We start from the raw sequence: 18,797 nt of genomic DNA on the forward strand, positions 1-18,797 counted from the left end.
ATGTCTTCATATCGCATTGGCATTGCCTTTTTTTATCATGAATCTCACAGCTTTAGTCCATTAAAAACAGAAATAGAACAGTTTGTACAAGAAGGATATTTTGTTGGAACGGAAATATATAAAGCATACTCAGGAACCAAAACAGAAGTAGGGGGATTTTTGGATGTATTAAAGCAAGAGAAGCAAGTAGAAATCGTTCCCCTTGTTTGTGCAGCTGCAATTCCGTCTGGGGTTGTATCTTCGGCAGCTTATTACACAATTGAAAAGCAAATGCTGCATATGCTTACTCACGCCGGCCCGCTAGATGGCTTATTAATCGCCTTGCACGGCGCAATGGTAGCAGAGCATCTTTTCGATCCGGAAGCTCATTTGTTAGGTCAAATAAGAAGCTGTATAGGAAGCGACGTTCCCATTGCTACTACGCTCGATATGCACGCAAATATCAGTGAATATATGCTTACGTACACGCCGCTACATTTCGGTTTTAAAACATATCCTCACGTTGATATGTATGAACAAGGAGTGAACGCAGCGCGAGCGCTTTTAACACAGGTAAAAGAAAGCGCTATCTATTATGCGTCTTTAAAAAAACTGCCCATGCTTTTGCCGTCGATTAATATGCGAACAGCAGAAGGACCTATGAAAAAAATGATTGATCTTGCTAAGCAAGCCGAGCAAGAAGAAGACGTATACAATGTTTCCGTTTTTGGAGGCTTTCCGTATTCTGATATTCCAATTGCGGGAGCAAGCGTGCTCGTAACAGCTTTGAATCCGGAAACAGCAGAAAAAACAGCAAATAGACTAGCTTCTCAATTTTGGAGTATAAAAGAGGAATTTATGGTAGATTTGCCTACCGTTGAAGAAGGTCTGCAAACAGCGTTAAAACGATCAAACGAACAGCCAATTGTGCTCGCTGATATAGCGGACAATCCTTTAAGCTGCGGAAGCGGTGATACAACAGAGCTTTTAGAATACATGCTGAAGCTAAATATGCCGGGGACACTGTTTGGAGGTCTTTATGACCCTGAATCTATTAAACAATGCTTGCAAGCAGGAGTTGGAAGCTACGTCTCTCTTTCCTTAGGAGGAAAAGTTTCTCCTGAGTTTGGAAAGCCCGTTGAAGTTGAAGCAAAGGTCATTGGCTTATCAGAAGGTGAGTTTTACAATTCGGGACCGTTTAATCAGCATTTAAAAGTAAATGTAAAAGGCGCAGCTCATATTCGAGTAGGAGAATTGGATATTTTGTTGATTGGAAGGCCGATATCAGCAAACGATCCTGAACTTTTTCGCCATATCGGTATCGAGCCAGCAAGGAAAAAAATCATTGGTTTAAAAGCTAAAAATCATTTCAGAGCCGCTTTTGAACCGCTTGTAGGGTCTATCATCTATGTGGATGCTCCAGGCGTAGCGTCAAATCGCTTAACGACCTTTAATTATCAGCACCTTCCAAGTCCAATATGGCCGCTGCAAGATGCAAAATATGAAAGTGAAAAAAGGAGGAAAGAAAAATGGATGCATTAAAAGAGCAGTATTATATCGAAGTCCCAGAGTCGTTAAGTCCCGCGCAGCAAAAAATGATGATTGAACTTGAAAAAGATGCGTTTCCGGGCATGGGAGCCGTTGATGAACAGACGCTTGTACCTTTAGCGCGCTACGGAAAGCTCATTCAATATTTCCAGGAAAATGACGCAAGGCCAATTGCCATTTGCGAGCTGCTTAGAGATTACAAAGATGTCACAAAAGCTTATATCTTTGGGTTCTACGTCCGCTCTGATAAACAAGGAAGCGGAGTTGGACAGCTGTTCTTAGAAGAAATATTTTCTATTCTACAAAAAGATAGTTTTGAAAGTGTTTGTTTGACTGTGAATGTAAAAAATGAAGGCGCTGTTAAGCTGTATAAAAAAATGGGCTTTACGATTAAAGAAACGCGAGCAGGAGAGTTTGGCGAAGGAGAAGACCGCTATTACATGGTGCGGTCAATTTCTTAGTAGAACATCTATTCAAAAAATAAACTTTGGAGGGAATATAAAATGAAAAATACATTATATAAAGCAAGCAGACACTGGAAAGAAATCGAGCTTTGGAAAGATGTAACGGACGAGCAGTGGAACGACTGGGTATGGCAGCTGACAAACACGATTAAAACATTGGAAGATTTAAAGAAAGTGATCAATTTAACACCTCAAGAAGAAGAAGGCGTTAAAATTGCAACCAAAACGATTCCGTTAAACATCACTCCTTATTACGCATGGTTAATGGATGAGAACGATCCGAAATGTCCAATCAGAATGCAGTCCGTTCCTATTTCAGAAGAACTGCATAAGACAAGGTATGATTTAGAAGATCCGCTTCATGAAGATGAAGATTCACCGGTTCCTGGCTTAACGCACCGCTATCCAGACCGCGTGCTGTTTTTAGTTACAAATCAGTGCTCTATGTACTGCCGCTACTGTACAAGAAGACGTTTTTCAGGACAAATTGGCATGGGCGTTCCAAAAAAACAGCTGGATACAGCTATTAATTACATTGCTGCCAACCCTCAAATCCGTGATGTATTAATTTCCGGAGGAGACGGCCTATTAATCAATGACAATATTTTAGAATATATTTTGAAAAATTTGCGCGATATTCCGCACGTAGAAATTATTCGTATCGGTACAAGAGCGCCGGTCGTGTTCCCTCAGCGCATTACAGAAAATCTGTGCAACATCTTAAAGAAATATCATCCGGTTTGGCTAAATACGCACTTTAACACATCAATTGAAATTACAGAAGAATCAAAGCGTGCATGTGAAATGCTTTCCAACGCAGGAGTTCCAGTTGGAAACCAAGCGGTTATTTTAGCTGGAATTAACGACAGCGTGCCAATCATGAAGCAGCTTATGCATGATTTAGTAAAAATTCGCGTGAGACCTTACTACATTTATCAATGTGATTTATCAGAAGGAATCGGCCATTTCCGTGCGCCAATCAGCAAAGGGCTAGAAATTATGGAAGGACTTCGCGGCCATACGTCCGGCTATGCAGTTCCTACGTTTATCGTGGATGCTCCTGGAGGAGGCGGTAAAATTCCGCTGCAGCCAAACTATATTATTTCTCAAAGCTCCAATAAAGTGGTGCTTCGAAACTTTGAAGGTGTTATTACGTCTTATCCAGAGCCGCAAAATTACCAAAGTGGAAGCGCAGAAGAATTTTATAAAAAAGTATATCCTGAAGTGTTTGAAAAATTTGAAAGCAACGGTGTTCTTTCGATTATTGATGATACAAAGTTCAACTTAACGCCAGAAGGTCTAAACCGTCTTGACCGCCGAAAAACGTATGACCAAAATCCAGAGCATAGCTCTTTAAAAGACAAGCGTGAAAAGCGCGATCAATTAAAAGAGAAAAAATTTGAAACGCAAATGAAAAAATACGAAACAGCGGGAGCGAAGGAGGAATAATATTGAAGTGCCAATGGTGCGAATCATATGAAGCCAAGGAGACGGATGCAACGGTTTATTGGGAGCTTCCTGACGGTACAAAAGCTATAGAAATTAAAGAGACGCCTTCCATTACATGTTCAGAATGTGGAATTACGTATCAAACAGACGAAACAGTTGGACACATTGAAGATCAACTGTTTTTAATCAACACCTCTGTCTTAGAAAAAAGTGTAACGTACGAACAGCTTATGAGCCTGCCTCGTCTATTAAAACGAAACTACTTTGATTTTTCAAAGTGAGCAATAAAGGATCCATCTCCTACTTTTTATAGGAGATGGATATTCTTATACGCTTTACGTTAAACATGTTCGCATAGTTCTTTTATGAAGGTGGGATAAGTATGGAAGCAGTCGATATAAATCGTAATGAAGAAGAAAAAAAACAGGACGATAAGCATGTAAAACGCCATTTAAAAGCTCGTCATATGACCATGATTGCCATTGGAGGTTCAATAGGAACTGGCTTATTTCTAGCCACGGGATCTTCCATCCAAACTGCTGGACCGGGAGGAGCGCTGATTGCTTACGGGGCTATTGGAATTATGGTTTATTTTCTCATGACTAGCCTTGGAGAAATGGCCACGTTTATGCCGGTATCAGGTTCTTTTTCAACATACGCCAGTCACTATGTAGACCCAGCTCTCGGGTTTGCGCTCGGCTGGAACTACTGGTTTAACTGGGCTGTTACGCTCGCTGTAGAAATAGCTGCTTCTGCTATTATCATGAAGTTTTGGTTCCCTGATGTGCCAAGTATTATCTGGAGCGCTTTGTTTTTAGGCTTAATTTTTTTACTTAATTTCCTATCTGTAAAAAGCTATGGAGAATCTGAATATTGGTTTGCTCTCGTAAAAGTAGTAACCATCATTGTATTTATCGGAGTGGGCCTTCTGACGATCTTTGGCATCTTCGGCGGTGAATATATCGGCTTTAAAAACTTTACATTAGAAGAAGCGCCGGTCAACGGCGGATTTCTGTCCGTACTAAGCATTTTCTTTATCGCGGGATTTTCTTTTCAAGGTACAGAGCTAGTCGGTATTGCGGCAGGGGAAAGTGAAAACCCTCAAAAAAATATACCAAAAGCCATTCGCCAAGTCTTTTGGCGCATCCTTCTATTTTATATTGCAGCCATTGCTGTAATCGGGCTTATCATTCCTTACACCAGTCCATCTCTTCTAGGAGGAGATGTGGATAACATTGCGGTTAGTCCATTTACGCTTGTTTTTGAAAAAGCAGGAATTGCTGCAGCTGCTTCGGTGATGAATGCTGTTATTCTTACATCCGTTTTATCAGCCGGAACATCTGGTTTATATGCTTCTACGCGAATGTTATGGTCAATGGCCAATGAAGGGCAAGCGCCTAAAGCGCTTCGGAAAATTAATCGTCGAGGAATTCCAGTAAATGCGCTTGTTTTAACCACTATTATTGGCGGTCTTGCCTTTTTAACATCCGTTTTTGGTGATCAAATGTATATGTGGCTTTTAAACGCTTCAGGTATGAGCGGATTTATTGCGTGGATTGGTATTGCCGTCAGCCACTATCGTTTCCGAAAAGCATATGTTGCTTCAGGACAGGATCTAAATGATCTAGCCTATAAAGCAAAATGGTTCCCTCTAGGTCCTGTTCTTGCATTTGGAATGTGCCTCATTGTTATTTTAGGACAAAACTATCAAGCGGTACTTTCCGACAAAATTGATTGGTACGGCTTAACGGTCTCCTACATTGGCCTGCCTCTCTTTTTAGCGACGTGGTGGGGATATAAAATAGCAAAGAAAACCAAGGTTGTACCTTTACATGAGTGCATTCAAAAAGAGGATAAGAAATAAAAAAGCCATAGTGGCTAACGACAAAGAAAAAAGGTGAACTCCGGACAGTGGGGTTCACCTTTTCATTTATAAAAATCGATTATTTTACACTCTGTTATACAAATATCATATCATAAAAAGTTATTTTTTTCCAGTCTGGTTTTTATTTTGTTTATTGATAAAATTCAAGAATAGCACTGCATGCTAAGCAATTGTGGAGGTTGGAAATCTTTGTACTTTAATAAGAAAAGGGGTTCGTAATGAGAATTTCTGCAGGTGTTGAGATGCTACAGTTGACTGCCAGAGCTTTTGACCAAGATATAATATTAAATCCTACGTTAGTTTGGAATAACGATGAAGCTATTCTAATTGATACAGGAATGCCTGGGCAAACCGATCAACTGAAAGAGATCTTGGGTGAATTGAATATATCTATTGAACAGCTAAAAGTAATTCTTCTAACGCATCAAGATCTAGATCATATAGGGTGTGCGACTGATATACGAAAAAAATCAAATGAAAATATCATCGTATATGCTCATGAATTTGATAAGCCGTATATTGAAGGGAAACTTCCGCTTATTAAAACGAATGCTAGTCAAATGAGTAAAGAAGAACTATCAGCTATACCTGATGAAATAAAATATTTATATAAAACCCCTCCAAAAGTTGACGTGGATATAGTATTAAAAGGAAGTCAACTGCTTCCATACTGCGGAGGCATTGAAGTTATTTTTACTCCCGGACATACGCCTGGGCACGTTAGTTTTTATTTAAGAAAATCAAAAACGCTGGTTGCCGGAGATGCTCTAGTATTGGCAAATGGACAGCTAATGGAACCTGTTAAACAAACGACCTTAAATATGGACCAAGCAGTTCAATCACTTGAAAAGTTTTTAAACTATGAGATCGAGCATGTTATTTGTTATCACGGAGGCTATTTTCAAGGCTGTCCGAAAGAAGCGATTTTAAGGATAAAAGAACACGTTGCAGAGAGACAAAGTTAAGATAAATAGAAGCCAAAGGGGATGGACAAAATGTTTACACCAACTATCAGTGTCCGAAAAATAAATGATAATCTCATTATAAAATGGCAGCTTGCACACTTTACGATTCCGTTAGAAGACATTCTTGAAGTAACGGAAGATGACACGTACGGAGGCAAAGAAGCAAACGCCATTCGAATTGGCCCTCCGTACGGAACAACTGACCGAATTTTTATTAAAACGACCAATAAAAACTATCTGTTATTTACCTCAAACGCACCGGCTATATTAAACGAAATAAATTCATAACGACCACTACTAAATATGAGATATATAGGAGAGAAAAAATTGAAGATTAGCCGTACTTTCGATGCTGATACAATTGCCAAGCTTAATCAGTCTGTTCATCAACTGCATGTAGAATTATCCCCCGAGCGCTTTCAAACATATGATTTTCAGAAGATACATGAATTTTTTAAGAAAGTGATGGAAAACGATAGGTTTATCTTTCTTTTAGCAGAAGATGAAGGACAGCATGTAGGATTCGCTTGGGTTGAAATAAAGCAGTATTCAGAAACAGTGTTTAAAAAAGCTTACAAGTCAATTTATGTTCATCAAATAAGTATCGCAGAACTCCACAAAAACAAAGGGTTTGGTTCAAGTTTGATGAAAGAAATTTATAGCATTGCCCGTACTCAAGACATAAATACAATTGAGTTGGATTACTGGAGTGACAATACGGTTGCGGAGAGCTTTTACGAAAAAGAAGGCTTTGTTACGTATAGAAAAATGGTTTATAAAGAGCTTTAAAGAGAGCATTTACTTGCTCTCTTTTTTATGTCTAGGAAGCCATTTTCTTCATTTTAATCACTCAACAAAACAAAGTACGCGATTTGAGAACTTAACTCTTGAAAAATTTTTGTTTTACATTTATACTTACATTCTTGTTCGCGTAATGCGACAACTTACTTTATATTCAACTAGGAGGTATACAGATAGTATGGAAAATTTCATTTATCATAATCCCACAAAATTAATCTTCGGAAAAAATCAGCTTCAAGCATTATCAGAAGAACTCCCGAAATACGGAAAAAATATTTTGCTTGTATATGGCGGAGGAAGCATTAAGAAAAACGGTTTATACGATCAAGTTCTTACGCTGTTAAAAGAGTTAAACGTAAATATACATGAGTTAGCGGGCGTAGAGCCAAATCCTCGACTATCTACGGTACGAAAAGGAATTGAAATTTGCCGAAATGAAAACATTGACTTCATGTTAGCAGTCGGCGGAGGAAGCGTTATTGACTGCACAAAAGCAATCGCTGCCGGAGCTGAGTATGAAGGCGACGTTTGGGATATTATTAACAAAAAAGTAACGGCTACAAAAGCACTGCCGTTTGGAACGGTATTAACGTTGGCAGCAACAGGTTCTGAAATGAATCCTGATTCTGTTATTACGAATTGGGAAACAAATGAAAAATACGTTTGGGGAAGCACCGTTACGCACCCTGTATTTTCTATACTAGATCCTGTGAACACGATGTCTGTTCCTAGAGATCAAACTATCTACGGCATGGTAGACATGATGAGTCATGTGTTCGAACAATATTTCCATAACGTGAAAAACACGCCTTTACAAGATCGTATGTGCTATTCCGTATTACAAACAGTAATTGAAACAGCACCGAAATTGCTAGAAGATCTGCAAAGCTACGAACATCGCGAAACGATTTTATATTCCGGAACAATCGCATTAAATGGAACACTTCAAATGGGATACTTTGGAGATTGGGCTTCACATACAATTGAACACGCGGTATCAGCAGTATATGACATTCCTCATGCGGGCGGTTTAGCAATCCTATTCCCAAATTGGATGCGACACGTTGTAGATCAAGATGTCACTCGTATGAAACGCGTCATGACAAGCATGTTTGATATTGAAACTGCAGGTAAAAGTGACAAAGAAATTGCGTTAGAAGGAATCGATAAGCTAAGCGCTTTTTGGTCAAGCCTTGGTGCACCTTCTCGCTTAGCAGATTACGATATCGGAGAAGAGCGACTAGACGAAATTGCTGGAATTGCTGCTCGTGAAATGGAGCACGGAGGTTTCGGTAACTTTAAGAAACTGAATAAAGATGATATTTTAGCTATTTTAAAAGCATCACTATAAGGTGAATAGCAAAAAGAAAGAGACATAGATCTCCTTCTTTTTGTTTTATCTTATAAATGATTGGAACTTAAGTAGCGTATGGAGAAATTTTTTTCTAGGATTTCGGTTAATAATCTAAGAAAAACCTTTATAATTGAGTACAGAAAGAACGCTTTAGAGGATATAAGGGAGTGGGAAGATGAAAAAATTTGCGCTAGCTTCATATGCGCTTTATTTGTTGGGCGGATTAGTCATTACAGCCGTAGGATCCGTCTTACCGCAATTGTTAACACATTACCATGTGTCTTATACAGTTGGCGGGCAGCTTGTATTAGTAGGTTCTTTAGGATTTTTGATAGGAGTTCCGCTATCTTCTTTTCTATTAGGACGCTTCAGCGAAATGAATTTACTTACAATTTCCGCATTAATGATAGCGCTATCACAAATAGGTATGCTTTTATTGCCTCCATTTGAGTGGATTATCGTATTCAATTTCTTAAATGGTATTGGTGTAGCGGCCTTGGAAGTAGTTGTAGCTACTTTAATGATGGAAGTATTTATCGGTAGAAGAGCTATTGTTATGAGTTATTTAGAAGTATCGTTTGGCCTGGGTGCGCTGTTGATGCCGTTAATAGCTAGCTTATTGATTTCACAGAACAGCTGGAGGTATTCATTTTTTATAACCAGTATACTAGCGTTACTAATGGTTGTAGTCTGTAAAATGATTCCTTTTAAAAAAGAGACTGTTTCAACTTCAGAAAGCGGTGCTTCAGACGCCAACTCAGAACCTGCGCCTGTGCTTGCTAAAAATCAAAGATGGAAAATACTCGCTCTTTTTAGTGTAATGATTTTTATGTACGCCGGAGTGGAAAGCAGCATGAATAATTTTCTTTCGTCTATTTTTATCGTGTATCTAGATGTAATTCCATCACAGGCTACTTTAAGCATAAGCGTTTTTTGGATGGCTATGCTAATAGGACGAGTAGCTACTGGATGGGTTATTCGAATCGTTACATACGAACGCTATCTTTTTGGCAGCATTGGAGGAACAATTGTGAGTTTAGTGCTGTTTATCTTGTTAAAAGAAGCAGTAGCAGGCTATATTTTATTAGCGTTTTTAGGGCTTGCAATGTCAGGTATCTATTCGATAACGATGGTATATGCTAACCATACGTTTACCGGATCTGCTCGTATTGTCACCAGTTTAATTACTGGTTTTTCAGGGCTTGGAGGTGCTGTTTTCCCTGCGCTTATTGGCTTTACTATGGACGCAAGCGGCATTACCTCAGCGCTTTGGTACATAACAGCTTTTGCATGTTTATATCTTCTAGCGCTCTGTATCATTTTTTTCGTTCAGCGGGGTGCAAAACAGAAATCTAATAACCATTTACAGGCTATGAAATAAAGAGTTCGTCATAAAAGAAGTGAATCTATGGTTCACTTCTTTTTCTTTTTATTCTCTCTTTCGTTATAGTAATCAAAAAGGGTTCACATAAATTCAAACTAAAAAGTAAAAGATGGATATCTCTATAAAAAAGGAGCGCTATATGAAAGAAGTGAAGTTTAACTCAAATGACGTTTTGAGTCAAAAACAAGAAAATATTCAAATTATAAAAGCAGCAAACGTGCAGCCTCAACAAGCACGTGAAACGTTGGATAAACATTTGCTTCTTCTTCACCGTACCGCTAAGCCTGTTGCGATTCAAGAAACAGTAGCAGACAGCTTTCATGGAGGAGTAGCGTTTAAAAATGATATTAACTTTATTCCTGCGGGAGCTGACAGCACTTGCGAGTGGAAAGAACCGTTATCTTTTTTACGTGTTGAGTTAAATCCTCAAATCGTTAAAGAAATAGCTGATAAAGAAAGCTTATCTTCTAGCCTTGATCTAAGCTATTACCTTAGAAATCAAGATCATAAAATGCAGCAGCTTCTTTTGTGGCTTAATGAAGAGGTCGAACATGGGAATCCTCAAGGAAAACTTTACATTGACTCAGTTACAAATTTAATTATTTATCACATTTTAAAACAGCATAACGATAGTCAATCCAATTTTCTTAGTAAGACGCCGGGACTTGAGCATTTAAAAATAGCGATGGAATACATGCAAGATCACTATGCTGAATCTATTACATTAGATGAGTTAACTCGTTTATCTAATTTAAGTTCCTCTCATTTCATTAACAGCTTTAAACAAACGCTAGGCGTAACGCCCCATCAATACTTGCTTAAGATTCGAATTGAAAGAGCAAAAGAAAAATTACAAAGCTCCAGTTTGCCGCTTAGTGAAATTGCTTATGAATTAGGCTTTACAGATCAAAGCCACTTCTCAAAGCATTTTAAAAAAATAACGGGAATGTCCCCGCTTAAGTGGAAACAAAATTTTATACAAAAATAACCGAATTTTGTACAAGAAAACGACTTAAATATCTCCTAAAATAAACGTGTAAAGGAATTTAAGAGGAGATGTTTAAGTGAAAATCATCTCCGTACTATAAAAATTATACACAGTATAGGAGAGATCATAATGAAAGTATTAGTAAATATATTTCACCCTAATTTAGCAGAATCTAACGTTAATAAAGCGTGGATGAAGCGATTAGAGAAGGAAGATGTCACAGTTAATAATATCTATGAGCGCTATCCGAATTGGGAAATTGATGTAGAAAAAGAGCAAGAGCTTTTATTAAAGCATGACCGCATCGTTTTTCAATTTCCTTTTTACTGGTATAGTACGCCTCCGCTAATGAAGAAATGGTTGGACGATGTATTAACTTTCGGCTGGGCATACGGCACGAATGGCACCAAACTGCATGGAAAAGAATTTGTATTGGCAATTTCAGTAGGAGGTCCGCAAAAGTCATATAGAGCAGGAGGTTATAACAACTATACGATTAGTGAGTTAACAAAACCACTGCAACAAACGGCTAACTTAACGGGCATGAAGTTTCTTACTCACTTTGTTCAATATAATTCGGTTGTAGTTACCGAAAAAGAGGTTAGTGAAAGTGCGGAATGCTTAACTCAGCATATAACAGATCCCGCATTAAACCCAGACGTTGCATTAAAAAGAATACTAGATGAGATGGCTGAAAAAGATGTAACTTTATAAATGGTTACTATCTATTTTTATAAAAATTCTCATTGAATTTTTTCTAACCATATCTTTATAATTAAATAGCAAAATTTCCGCTTTTAAATGTCCTCTAGTATCCCTTCTATAAACATCTGGCTTCTCAACGTTTTACTGCTATATTAAACATTCTATATATTCCTAATATTATACAGGATTAAATTGACAAATGTACGAAGCTGTCATTAGAATTTAGTCATCAAACAGTGAAAAGCTGTTCGAAATGAGGGAAGTAAATGCCGTTACGAAATAAGCACTTGGCAATCGTGTTACAGAATACATATTTACCGTTTATTTTTGAAGAAGCAGAAGCTCTCGGAATTAAAATGACATTTTTTTATAACCAAGAGGAAGCAGAACCTACACATCTTAAACACGTACAAAAATTTATACCCATTGATCTATTTCAAGCTCCGGAGAAAGCTCTTGAGGTTATTAAAACAGAGCATAACCAAAATTCGTTTGACGGTATTATGACAATATATGAACCGGCGTTAGAGTTTGTCGCTCAATTGGCAAAAGAACTAAACTTGCCGGGCTTATCACCGTTTGTGATTAGTAACTGTCGCAACAAACAGATGATGAGGAAGATTTTAAAAGATAGTAACCTTAATACTCCTTATTTTAAAGAGATTAAAAATGAAGAGGAAGTAAAGGATCTTTTATTAACCTATCCTGTTGTAATAAAACCTTCTAACGGATTTGCCAGTCAAGGAGTGTCAAGAGCGAATAATAAAGAGGAACTGATCGACAGTATAGAAAAAGTGAGACGCGTAAATGAAGAAGATCTAGGTAAGTTCACAAAAAATAAAACAGGTATCGTAATTGAACAATTTATAGACGGACCGGAGTTTGCTATTGAGACGTTTTCTGTAGAAGATAAAGTTTATGTACTTTCTATAGGCTACAAAGGAAATTCAAAAGGGCCTTTTTTTGAAGAAGGTGTTTATATAGCTCCAGCTCACCTGGAAGAAAACGTTTGGGAATCTATTTCGCAAGAAGCAGCTAAAGCAGCAACCGCTTTAGGGATTGAAAATGGCCCCGCTCATATTGAATTACGCTTGGACCCAGCAGGAAAACCTTATGTGATTGAAATAGGAGCGCGCATCGGAGGGTCTGGTATTTCACATTATATAGTAAAAGAAAGTACAGGTATTAACTATATGGAGCTAGTTTTTTACTATGTATTAGGTTTAAAACCTCCTGCATTAAAAGACAAAGGACAACAAAAGAAAGTAGTAGGCAACTACATTATTCCTGTACAAGGTCACGGAATTTTCAAAGAAATTCAAGGCGTAGAAGACGTGCATAGAGATAGTGAAGTAAAAAGAGTTATTCAGTTCATAACTAAAGGTACAGAAATTTTTCCGTATCCGCACTTTTCAGGGTACCCTGGATTTATTTTGACGACTCATGACTCTTACTCTGACTGTGAGCAGTATTACAGATACCTAGACTATAAAATAAAAGTTGTTTATGACAATAAAGTAAACGCATAGAGGTTATTAAAGGATAAACTGCAGAGTCGTCTGAAAAAAGCTGCTTTAAAACAGAAAGTTGAACAAATTAAAAAATAGTTAAAAAAATACGAGAATATACAATTTCTTTTGGAACTGGATAATTTTTTGCAATGAAAGACTCCTATATTTCTGCTAGCATATGAACCACGTCAAGAAATAGCAAGGAGGCTTTTATTTTTATGATGAAAAAACTAGTAATTGCTATCGCAATGCTTATCCCGAGTTTTGGTGCAGGTTACTCAGCATTTGCTGCAGCACCCGCTCATGAACAGCACATTCAAGTAAATAAAAATGATAAAGAACTATTAGCTCGTCTTGTATCAGCTGAAGCCAAAGGAGAGCCGTACGCAGGCAAAGTAGCCGTGGCAACAGTTGTATTAAATAGAGTCGACAGCAGCAAATTCCCTGACACTGTAAAAGGCGTTATTTATCAAAAAGGTCAGTACAGCCCAGTCAGCAACGGTCAAATTAATAAACCTGCAGACAAAGGTTCAAAAAAAGCTGTAGAAGAAGCAATTAACTTCCAAGGTCAAGGAAAAGGTTCATTATTCTTCTTTAATCCTGATAAAACGGGAGATCAATGGCTGCGCCAAAAGCAAGAAACAATTAAAATAGGGCATCATGTATTTGCAAAATAATAAAAAAGCTAATGGCTAGCTACGTGCTGTCATTAGCTTTTTTAGTTATGTACATAGCATAAACAGTAGAACAACCTTCGGAATTAGAATTTTATGGTAAAATAAAAGAAGTCATTCGTAATTAAAAATATGAGGTGATAACTTGAAAGAGAATATGATGTTTGCTTGGGTAGCTTCATGGTTAGCTCTTGTTGGTCAGCTCATTTTTTTTATGGGAGTAGCGCTTGTTACAGGGGATTGGCGCTACATGATGTGGAGTTTTATGATAAGCATAATTGTAGGTATACCTAGTATAATGGGTACCTATAAACGAAATCAGCAGCTAAAAGCATACAAAAAATAAGGAATATCGTATTGAAACGCGTTATGAAAGACTTAGAGAAATCCTCTAAGTCTTTTTTTGTTTGGGTATAAAAAGACATGAACCTTACTCCGTTCTTCTGAAAAAAGTACTTTTTACATAGTTTATCAATACAGAACATTTGATAAACACGCGGAGGAGTAAACATGAAAGAGCAGCCTAATTTTTTGTTGATTATGGTGGACGAAGAACGATTTCCACCCGTATATGAAAGTAAAGAAGTAAAAAAGTGGCGAAAAAAACATTTAAAAGCACATGAATTTTTAAAACAGCATGGAATGGGGTTTACTCGTCACTACGTCGGTTCTACAGCCTGTTCACCGAGTCGAGCTACATTGTTTACAGGGCAGTACCCTTCCTTGCACGGAGTGACCCAAACGCAAGGTATCGCAAAGAAGTCACAAGATCCTGATATGTTTTGGCTGCAGCCTAATACCGTCCCAACGATGGGAGATTATTTTAAGCAGGCTGGGTATCAAACCTTTTATAAAGGAAAATGGCATATTTCTGATGAGAACATCTTAATTCCAGGAACACATAACGTTTTTTCTAGCTACCAGATGCAAACAGGAATACCGGATCCAGAAAAAGAGCGCCTCTATCAACGGGCTAATAAGCTTGAAAAGTTTGGTTTTTCAGGGTGGATTGGTCCAGAGCCGGAAGGAAGAAACCCGCACAATTCTGGTTCATCTGCGGCCATTGGAGTGAGTGGACGAGACGAAATATATGCAGAGGAAATCATAGAGCTTATTCAACGATTAGAATATCAAAAGACTGCGCAGCCTTGGCTCATGGTAGCTTCGTTTGTGAACCCGCATGACATTGCGCTGTTCGGAGCGATCACCAAACACCTTGCTATGTTTCAGTTTTCTATTGATGGGACAATTCCGAACATCGAGCCGCCACCTACTATTAGAGAATCTTTACAAACGAAGCCTAGCGCTCAAAGCAGCTATAAATACATCTACCCAAAAGCGCTGCAGCCGACGCCAAATTCTAGTTTCTACCGGCGCTTATATTATCAGCTTCAAAAAAATGTTGACAAACAAATTTTGAAAGTCCTTCAGACTATAGAACAATCTTCGTTCTATGACAATACCATTATTATTTTCACGTCGGATCACGGTGATTTGCTTGGGGCTCACGGAGGACTACATCAAAAATGGTACAACATGTATGAAGAGTCGATTCACGTGCCGCTTCTCATTCATAACAAGCATTTGTTTCCTAGTTATCAACGTACAGACTTGCTGACTAGTCATGTTGACTTGATCCCGACAATGCTTAGCTTGGCTAATATCGATGTTTCCGCTGTTCAAAAGCAATTGCAAAAAAGTCATACGGAAGTACATCCATTTGTTGGGCGAGACCTCTCAGGAACGTTGCGAGGAGAAACATCGCTCCATCAAGAAAAAGCACCGATTTTCTTTATGACGGATGATGACCCCACAAAAAGACTTCACCAAACAAATTTTTTAGGAGAAAGCTATCCGTCAGTCGTTCAGCCTAATCACATTCAAGCGGTCATTGTGGAGTTTCAATCAGCCGCAGGAAAGGAAATCTGGAAATACGCTCGATACCATGATAATCCGCAATTTCGGTCAGCACCTAACGAAAAAGATGAAGTCATCCACCGAGAGCAATATGAAAGTTACCCGGTAGATCTTACTAACCTTAAAGAAACATCGGTTCCGGATCAAATTGAAATGTACAATTTGACCAAGGATCCGTTAGAAACAGTAAATTTGGCTTACCCGTATTTTTCAACAAATGAAACAAGGAAAATTCAGCGGCAGCTTGATGTTATTCTTAAAGAACAACTCAGGAAAAAACGGATTTTTCCGCAAAGTGGAAGCATGTACCAGGGGCTTCCGTCTAAAGATAGATAAAAAATAGTTTCGACGAGTTCAAGCCTAATATTGGTGTAAGTAGAAAAAGGTATATTTAATATTTTAGTATATAAATAAAAAAACTGATGATACTCGTGCTATGTTACTTATTCTGATTTGAGCAGTACTGGATTTTAATTCGTTAATAATACTTAGATAAAGCAAATAAGTGCTTGTAATATCTTTCTTTTTTGCCTTTATTTTTACAAAATAAAGGTAAAAACAAAATAAAATGCAGGTGTTAATATTATAATAAAAAACTTTTTAAGCCCATATATTCCTAAGTAACTTTTCGGGAATTTAAGCATAAATTAATTCTATAATATTAAAAAATAAAAATTATTTCTTGACTTCTGTAAAATTTATACACTATAATCACTTTTAACAACTAACAAACATTATTTGGCAATGAAAAGGACATGAATTAGGTGCCGTTTTCTTCGCAGAGAATAGGGTCAGCGGCTGGGAGCCCTTAAGAAATCATCTAATTTACCACCTTAGAGCTATTGCAGGGAATGTGCATAACTGAAACTGCAATCGGTAAAACCGTTATCTTTTTTGAGCGTAAAATGCATACAGGTATTTTACGGAATTAGGGTGGTACCACGACCGCATTCGTCCCTTCACTAGGGATGAGTGCGGTTTTTTATGTAGAAAAAATGAATATACAAGCATTGAAAAGGACATGAATCATTTTTGGATTTTCTTTACAGAGAGTAGGGTCACTGGCTGAGAACCCTTAGAAAACGAAATGAATTTACCACCTTGGAGCTGCGGCGGGGAATGTGTATACACTGAAACTGCAACCGGTAAAACCGTTATCTTTTTAAGCGTAAAATGCATACAGGTATTTTACGGAATTAGGGTGGTACCACGGCCGCATTCGTCCCTTTACTAGGGATGAGTGCGGTTTTTTTGTTGAATAAAAACATATTGGAGGAATGAACATGTCAAAACAAATGGAAGCAGAAAAACGAAATCATCAAAAATTAGGTCAAGAACTGGAGCTGTTTATGTCGATGGAAGAAGCTCCTGGTATGCCGTTTTTCTTACCTAACGGAATGATTGTTCGAAATGAGTTAGAAAACTACTGGAAACAAAAGCATTACAAAGCAGGCTATCAAGAGATAAAAACTCCCATCATGATGAAACAGGAGCTATGGGAACAATCAGGGCATTGGGAGCACTATCATGAAAATATGTATTTTTCAAATGTTGACAAACAAAACTATGCGATTAAACCGATGAATTGTCCGGGAGCCATTTTATTGTTTAACAGCAAGCGAAGAAGCTATCGAGAACTTCCGATTCGATACGCAGAACTTGGATTGGTTCACCGTCACGAGCTTTCGGGCTCTTTAAACGGACTGCTAAGAGTCCGGTCATTCACACAGGACGACGCTCATTTATTCGTAGAACTCAGTCAGATCGAAGCTGAGATTAGCCGCATTCTAGCGTTTATCCATGACTTTTATTCACATTTTGGCTTTGATTACAAAGTGGAACTATCCACACGTCCTGAAAAATTTATGGGAGATATTGAAACATGGAATCAAGCGGAAAAGTCGCTTCAATCTGTGCTAAATGAAAAAGGATTAGACTACCAGGTGAATGAAGGAGACGGGGCTTTTTACGGGCCGAAAATCGATTTTCATATTTTAGACTCCTTAGGCCGCAGCTGGCAGTGCGGAACAGTTCAGCTTGATTTCTTAATGCCAGAGAAGTTTGACTGTATGTATATTGGAGAAGACAATAAACCGCATCGTCCTGTAATGATTCACCGCGCTATATACGGTTCCGTTGAACGTTTTATGGCCATCTTGATTGAACATTATGAAGGTCAATTTCCTCTTTGGTTAGCTCCAGTTCAATTTAAGCTTTTGCCTATTGCACCGCCGCATGTGGAATATGCGTACAAGGTGAAACACGAGCTGGAGTCACAAGGGTATCGTGTTGAAGTGGATGATCGTATTGAAAAAATAGGTCTGAAAATTAGAGAAGCCGAAATGCTCAAAGTTCCTTATATGGCCGTAATAGGAGATAAAGAAGTAGAAAATAAATCGCTTGCTATGCGAAAGCACGGGAAGAAAAACATTGGAACAGTAAGTGTTGAAGAGGCAGCTGTACACTTGAATAAAGAAATGGATTCAAACAGAGTTTATTGAGGCCATTTACCTTGCTAAATAGAAAAATCCGATTTTTTAAGTCGGATAGTGATTCCCTTCATCTTGTCTTACACCAAAATGAAGGGAATATTGAACTAGAAGGGTATAAGATATTATATATCGGCAGTATAACTTTTGCCTTAGACAAACGCCGGTATTTTGTGAAAAAAATTATCTTATCCCATTCGAATCGTTTGCATTTGATGGAGCTGAATCTCCATTTGACAATTTGTTCATAGGTTGCTGACCTCGCTTCTTTTTAGAAGGAGAATAAAAAAGAAATTTAAACATAAAGTACACTCCTAATGCTAGTAAAATACAGCCAATAAGTAAGTTAAGCATCTCTCTCCGCCCTTCATACGCTTCAGTTTTCATCATTATAACACCCGTTAAGGTAAAACATTCATCGTTCTGTAAATAATCCCTATGTCAGGAATTTATATTTGAAGATAGGTACCGAAAAAAACTATCTGGAAATAAATCGATTTATTTTTTAGAATATTAATTTTATTCAAACTTATTATACATAATCACAACGATGATTTCTTTATTTAGTTGATAAAGCCAAAATAGAGAGAGATTAAGAAATCGCTTACAAAAACTCTTGAAATATATATAATGATATTAGTATACTAATAGACAAGTTAGTAATTATTTCTATATAATTACTTC

General features: G+C 37.8%; 18 protein-coding genes and 2 other annotated features. Of the genes, 17 read left to right on the forward strand and 1 reads right to left on the reverse strand.

The genetic code is table 11. The features are described 5' to 3' along the window. The 17 genes from MKX72_RS11920 to thrS all read left to right on the forward strand — a co-directional run bounded on the left by MKX72_RS11920 (position 1) and on the right by thrS (position 18,125). Complete coding sequence (locus MKX72_RS11920) at positions 1 to 1,521, forward strand: M81 family metallopeptidase (RefSeq protein WP_099331002.1); 1,521 nt, start codon at positions 1 to 3, stop codon at positions 1,519 to 1,521. Continuing rightward, on the forward strand, positions 1,509 to 1,988 hold the full coding sequence (locus MKX72_RS11925; RefSeq protein WP_049164561.1) for a GNAT family N-acetyltransferase: 480 nt from the start codon (positions 1,509 to 1,511) through the stop codon (positions 1,986 to 1,988). Before MKX72_RS11920 ends, MKX72_RS11925 begins: the two co-directional genes overlap by 13 nt. 42 nt (positions 1,989 to 2,030) lie before the next feature. Next, the gene (gene ablA, locus MKX72_RS11930; protein ID WP_028408513.1) at positions 2,031 to 3,440 is read left to right on the forward strand and encodes a lysine 2,3-aminomutase; all 1,410 of its coding nucleotides are present in this window, start codon (positions 2,031 to 2,033) and stop codon (positions 3,438 to 3,440) included. 2 nt (positions 3,441 to 3,442) lie between these two features. Then, positions 3,443 to 3,721: a YokU family protein gene (locus MKX72_RS11935; RefSeq protein ID WP_033578991.1), complete on the forward strand. Its 279-nt coding sequence runs from the start codon at positions 3,443 to 3,445 to the stop codon at positions 3,719 to 3,721. Positions 3,722 to 3,822: 101 nt separating this feature from the next. After that, positions 3,823 to 5,304, forward strand: a complete 1,482-nt coding sequence (locus MKX72_RS11940) for an amino acid permease (protein WP_033578992.1) — start codon at positions 3,823 to 3,825, stop codon at positions 5,302 to 5,304. Between the two features lie 239 nt (positions 5,305 to 5,543). Then, positions 5,544 to 6,290 carry an MBL fold metallo-hydrolase gene (locus tag MKX72_RS11945; RefSeq protein WP_034266182.1) on the forward strand — a complete coding sequence of 249 codons (747 nt, stop codon included), beginning with the start codon at positions 5,544 to 5,546 and terminating at the stop codon, positions 6,288 to 6,290. A 30-nt stretch (positions 6,291 to 6,320) separates the two neighbouring features. Next, complete coding sequence (locus MKX72_RS11950; protein ID WP_033578994.1) at positions 6,321 to 6,578, forward strand: SunI/YnzG family protein; 258 nt, start codon at positions 6,321 to 6,323, stop codon at positions 6,576 to 6,578. Positions 6,579 to 6,617: 39 nt separating this feature from the next. Continuing rightward, positions 6,618 to 7,079 carry a GNAT family N-acetyltransferase gene (locus tag MKX72_RS11955; RefSeq protein ID WP_033578995.1) on the forward strand — a complete coding sequence of 154 codons (462 nt, stop codon included), beginning with the start codon at positions 6,618 to 6,620 and terminating at the stop codon, positions 7,077 to 7,079. Between the two features lie 190 nt (positions 7,080 to 7,269). Then, complete coding sequence (locus MKX72_RS11960) at positions 7,270 to 8,442, forward strand: iron-containing alcohol dehydrogenase (protein WP_155008115.1); 1,173 nt, start codon at positions 7,270 to 7,272, stop codon at positions 8,440 to 8,442. A gap of 178 nt (positions 8,443 to 8,620) precedes the next feature. Next, a complete protein-coding gene (locus MKX72_RS11965; RefSeq protein WP_049164582.1) occupies positions 8,621 to 9,826 on the forward strand; it encodes an MFS transporter in 1,206 nt (401 codons plus the stop codon). A gap of 142 nt (positions 9,827 to 9,968) precedes the next feature. Beyond that, positions 9,969 to 10,817: a helix-turn-helix domain-containing protein gene (locus MKX72_RS11970; RefSeq protein WP_051137114.1), complete on the forward strand. Its 849-nt coding sequence runs from the start codon at positions 9,969 to 9,971 to the stop codon at positions 10,815 to 10,817. 129 nt (positions 10,818 to 10,946) lie between these two features. Continuing rightward, a complete protein-coding gene (locus MKX72_RS11975) occupies positions 10,947 to 11,531 on the forward strand; it encodes an NAD(P)H-dependent oxidoreductase (protein ID WP_034266191.1) in 585 nt (194 codons plus the stop codon). 257 nt (positions 11,532 to 11,788) lie between these two features. After that, entirely contained in the window at positions 11,789 to 13,051 is a 1,263-nt protein-coding gene (locus MKX72_RS11980) for an ATP-grasp domain-containing protein (RefSeq protein WP_155008114.1), read from the forward strand. Positions 13,052 to 13,251: 200 nt separating this feature from the next. Beyond that, a complete protein-coding gene (locus tag MKX72_RS11985; protein ID WP_033579000.1) occupies positions 13,252 to 13,710 on the forward strand; it encodes a cell wall hydrolase in 459 nt (152 codons plus the stop codon). 142 nt (positions 13,711 to 13,852) lie between these two features. Next, positions 13,853 to 14,053 carry a hypothetical protein gene (locus tag MKX72_RS11990; RefSeq protein WP_154991330.1) on the forward strand — a complete coding sequence of 67 codons (201 nt, stop codon included), beginning with the start codon at positions 13,853 to 13,855 and terminating at the stop codon, positions 14,051 to 14,053. Positions 14,054 to 14,217: 164 nt separating this feature from the next. Next, the gene (locus MKX72_RS11995) at positions 14,218 to 15,960 is read left to right on the forward strand and encodes a sulfatase-like hydrolase/transferase (protein WP_154991329.1); all 1,743 of its coding nucleotides are present in this window, start codon (positions 14,218 to 14,220) and stop codon (positions 15,958 to 15,960) included. A gap of 399 nt (positions 15,961 to 16,359) precedes the next feature. Beyond that, positions 16,360 to 16,586, forward strand: a binding site (T-box leader). A gap of 39 nt (positions 16,587 to 16,625) precedes the next feature. Beyond that, positions 16,626 to 16,854, forward strand: a binding site (T-box leader). Between the two features lie 53 nt (positions 16,855 to 16,907). Further along, positions 16,908 to 18,125 (forward strand): threonine--tRNA ligase, encoded by a 1,218-nt coding sequence (gene thrS / locus MKX72_RS12000; RefSeq protein ID WP_155008113.1) that lies wholly within the window; start codon positions 16,908 to 16,910, stop codon positions 18,123 to 18,125. A 171-nt stretch (positions 18,126 to 18,296) separates the two neighbouring features. Here the strand turns inward: thrS and MKX72_RS12005 are convergent, their stop codons facing one another. Further along, positions 18,297 to 18,500, reverse strand: coding sequence for a hypothetical protein (locus MKX72_RS12005; RefSeq protein ID WP_235918749.1), 204 nt, complete (start codon positions 18,498 to 18,500; stop codon positions 18,297 to 18,299). Positions 18,501 to 18,797 lie beyond the last annotated feature (297 nt).

This window comes from Priestia sp. FSL R5-0597, from assembly GCF_038006305.1.
Taxonomy (GTDB): domain Bacteria; phylum Bacillota; class Bacilli; order Bacillales; family Bacillaceae_H; genus Priestia; species Priestia zanthoxyli.